Raw genomic sequence first — 3,302 nt, forward strand, 5'->3', positions numbered from 1 at the left:
AGCGTATCTAATATTCAGTCTCGCGTATACCCGTCGATTGTTTGACACTTACATAAATACAATACGCGTGCCAATTTGGACAGATAAGCAACCAGTTAAGACCATTATGGAAAAGATGCAGGCGGCAAGGCGGTATTTGAATCCGGCTGTGATAGGCTATAGCCATCCAAACCGATGAGCGAAGGCCAAAAAAGATGACTGCCATCAAGGAAGCTGGTCCAGAAGAAGGATCCCTGATCTTTCCCTGACGTCTGATCCCACCTGCATTTGGCGATGCAAAGCGATCCTTGACAAGACTGAAATACCAGCCGGAAAATGATTCCCTTCCAGGAATTCAAGGAAGCCTGCCATACGGTTAAGGGCTCTTCGGAGCCTTTTTTCGAATTAAAGCGAATCGATCAGGGTAGCGAACAATTTGGAACGGCCAGACGATCTGAACCGGTAGAAACCGTTCGCCTGCGATTCGCGGCAGAAAGGGGGAAAAGCGATGACAAACAGACGCTGGATTTTGAATCTGGTCGTGATCGCGGCAGCGCTGATCGGCATCGTCGCCAGTCTGTTTGCGTGGATGTACGCGGCCATCCCGGCCAGAACGGCACAGGCCATTCTGTTAGGGGTGACGATTGCGGCCGTCCTGATTCTGGCCGGAATTAACTATGCGTACAGCGCGTACGGCAAACGCTTTCACAAAGTCTATCCCGACAGTCACAATCACTGACGGATTAACCGGATTTAACCAGGTTTAAAGGAAACAAAGAGACGCCCCTGCGGCGTCTTTTCTTTACGTCTGGAACACGTTCGATCCACGCCTGGCAGAACAGAAGCAAAGCAGCGCTCTCGTAAAGTGCAGGCGAAAAAGCGAAAGCCCGATGAATCACGATGGAAAAACGGAAACATGAAGAATCTGTCCGCATATGGGGAAAAGAGGGAAATTGGGCGCTTCTCTGGTCTCGTTGTATAGTTATAGCGGTGATGAAGATGAAACCCTGTGATCCAATTGGCGTATTTGATTCCGGACTTGGCGGACTGACCGTCGCGGCGCAGATTCGAAAGGAACTGCCCAATGAGACGGTTCTTTACTTTGGCGATTCCGCCCGCAATCCGTATGGGGAAAAGCCGCGTGAAGTCGTCGAGACGTATTCGATGGAAATTGTCGAAGCCTTTGCCAGACAGCACGTCAAAGCGGTGGTAATCGCCTGCAACACGGCGACCAGCGCTGCCGCCCCGCTGCTGCGCGAACACTTTGATTTCGACATTATTGGCATGGAACCGGCTCTCAAAGTCGCTGCCGATCTGAAAACCCCGTCGATCATTGCGGTCTGGGCCACGAACCTGACGCTTCATCAGGAAAAGTTTGAGCGGCTCAAAAACCGTTTTCAAAGCGGCCATGAGATCATACGGGTACCATGTCCAGGACTCGTCCGGCTTGTGGAAGAAGACCGTCTGGACGATCTGGAGGCTGTCGACGCGGCGCTGAGAGACTATCTGGCGCAAAGCAGGAACGCAGAGTTTATCGTTCTAGGCTGTACGCACTTTCTGTTTTTCAAGCAGCGCCTGCAGCAGCTCGCCGGTCCGAACGTCAAAATTGTGGACGGAAATGAAGGAACGGTGCGCCATCTGAAGCATCTTCTTGAAGAGAAGCATCTGCTCAATCCGGATTCTTCTCACAGGGAAGACAGGCTGCAGATCGACAATTCCGATCCGAGTCAGATTGACCTGTCCTGGAAACTGGTCCATCGAATGGAGGAAACGTATGAGTAAAAATAAAAACGCCTGGCTTGCCTGCGATGACAGGACGCTTGGCGAAATCATGACGTTTGCCCAAGGCTACATGAATTTTCTTTCCCTTGGAAAAACCGAACGCCGCTGCGTCAGGCAGGCGATTGCGCTTGCTGAAGGTTTCGGCTATCGCAACATTAACGAATACGCCGAAAACGGCAAGAGCCTGAAGCCGCAGGACAGAGTCTATTTCAATATGATGGATAAAGCCGTTGTGCTCTTTCACATCGGCAGCGATCCGATCGCCAAAGGCATGAACATTGTCGGCGCGCACATCGACTCGCCCCGTCTCGATCTCAAGCAGCATCCGCTCTATGAGCAGGACGGCATCTGCCTGTTCGATACCCATTACTATGGCGGCATTAAGAAATACCAGTGGACGACACTTCCGCTGGCGATGTATGGCGTGGTTGTTCTGAAGGACGGCACGCACATGGATATCGCCATCGGCGATCATCCGGAAGACGAAGTGTTCTGTATTACCGATGTCCTGCCGCATCTTGGCAAGGATCAGGCCAGCAAGCCCACATCCAAAGCCATCGAAGGCGAAGCGCTGAACGTCATCGCCGGTTCCATTCCGCAAAAGGAAGACGGCGACGAAAAAGCTTCCGATCCAGTCAAGGCGAACATTTTGCGTCTGCTCAAGGACCGCTACGGCATTGATGAAGATGACTTCATCAGTGCCGAACTCGAAGTCGTTCCGCAGGGCGAAGCCAGAACGTGCGGCCTCGATCGTTCCATGGTTTTAGGCTATGGACAGGATGACCGCGTCATGGCCTACACGGGTCTGATCGGCCAGCTCGAACTCGCGAACGAAACGCTCGAGCGTACCGCCGTATGCCTGCTTGTGGATAAGGAAGAAATCGGATCCGTCGGCGCGACGGGCATGCAGTCGCATTTCTTTGAAGACCAGGTGGCTGAAGTGCTCTCCTTACTGGGCGAGTACAGCGAACTGAACGTTCGCCGGGCTCTGCGTCATTCCACGATGCTTTCGTGCGATGTTTCCGCAGCTCATGATCCCAACGTACCGGAAGTTTCTTCCCCTAACGGCAACGCCGCGCAGTTTGGATGCGGTATCGCGATTTCCAAGTACGTCGGTTCCGGCGGCAAGAGCCATTCCAACGACGCTCGTGCGGAATACATCGCCGCGCTGCGCAAACTGCTCGATGATCACGATGTCGTCTGGCAGACCGCGGAACTCGGCAAAGTCGACCAGGGCGGCGGCGGAACGATCGCCTACATTCTGGCCAACTACGGAATGGACGTCATCGACGCCGGCGTGGCGCTGATGTCCATGCATTCTCCGTTTGAACTGAGCTCCAAGGCGGATGTGTATGAAGCCTTTTGCTGCTGCAAGGTTTTCCTGCAGTACATGCGCGATCTGCAGGCCAATTCGCTTTAAGATTGATTCCCCCGAAGATTCGGGGGATTTTTTTCGCTCTGTGGTTTCGGCCACTCCCTTTACGCTTTTTGACGAATTTCCAAAGACGTTTTGAAGGGAGAGGAAATATTGCGTATGGTGG

3 protein-coding genes are annotated in these 3,302 nt (G+C 53.1%); all 3 read left to right on the plus strand.

The window, feature by feature from the left end; genetic code table 11:
- Positions 1-487: 487 nt before the first annotated feature.
- The 3 genes from ACLUYS_RS09625 to ACLUYS_RS09635 all read left to right on the plus strand — a co-directional run bounded on the left by ACLUYS_RS09625 (position 488) and on the right by ACLUYS_RS09635 (position 3,181).
- On the plus strand, positions 488-718 hold the full coding sequence (locus ACLUYS_RS09625; RefSeq protein WP_288339723.1) for a hypothetical protein: 231 nt from the start codon (positions 488-490) through the stop codon (positions 716-718).
- Positions 719-978: 260 nt separating this feature from the next.
- Positions 979-1,761 (plus strand): glutamate racemase, encoded by a 783-nt coding sequence (gene murI / locus ACLUYS_RS09630; RefSeq protein WP_288876131.1) that lies wholly within the window; start codon positions 979-981, stop codon positions 1,759-1,761.
- A complete protein-coding gene (locus ACLUYS_RS09635) occupies positions 1,754-3,181 on the plus strand; it encodes an aminopeptidase (protein WP_288876129.1) in 1,428 nt (475 codons plus the stop codon). Before murI ends, ACLUYS_RS09635 begins: the two co-directional genes overlap by 8 nt.
- The last annotated feature ends 121 nt before the right edge of the window (positions 3,182-3,302 follow it).

It is taken from the genome of Allobaculum sp. (genome assembly GCF_047010065.1).
Classification (GTDB): domain Bacteria; phylum Bacillota_I; class Bacilli_A; order Erysipelotrichales; family Erysipelotrichaceae; genus Allobaculum; species Allobaculum fili.

Bases quoted from the DNA above. Each gene is read 5' to 3' on its own strand.
- murI (WP_288876131.1), top strand. From the start codon at position 979: ATGAAACCCTGTGATCCAATTGGCGTATTTGATTCCGGACTTGGCGGA.
- ACLUYS_RS09635 (WP_288876129.1), top strand. From the start codon at position 1,754: ATGAGTAAAAATAAAAACGCCTGGCTTGCCTGCGATGACAGGACGCTT.
- ACLUYS_RS09625 (WP_288339723.1), top strand. From the start codon at position 488: ATGACAAACAGACGCTGGATTTTGAATCTGGTCGTGATCGCGGCAGCG.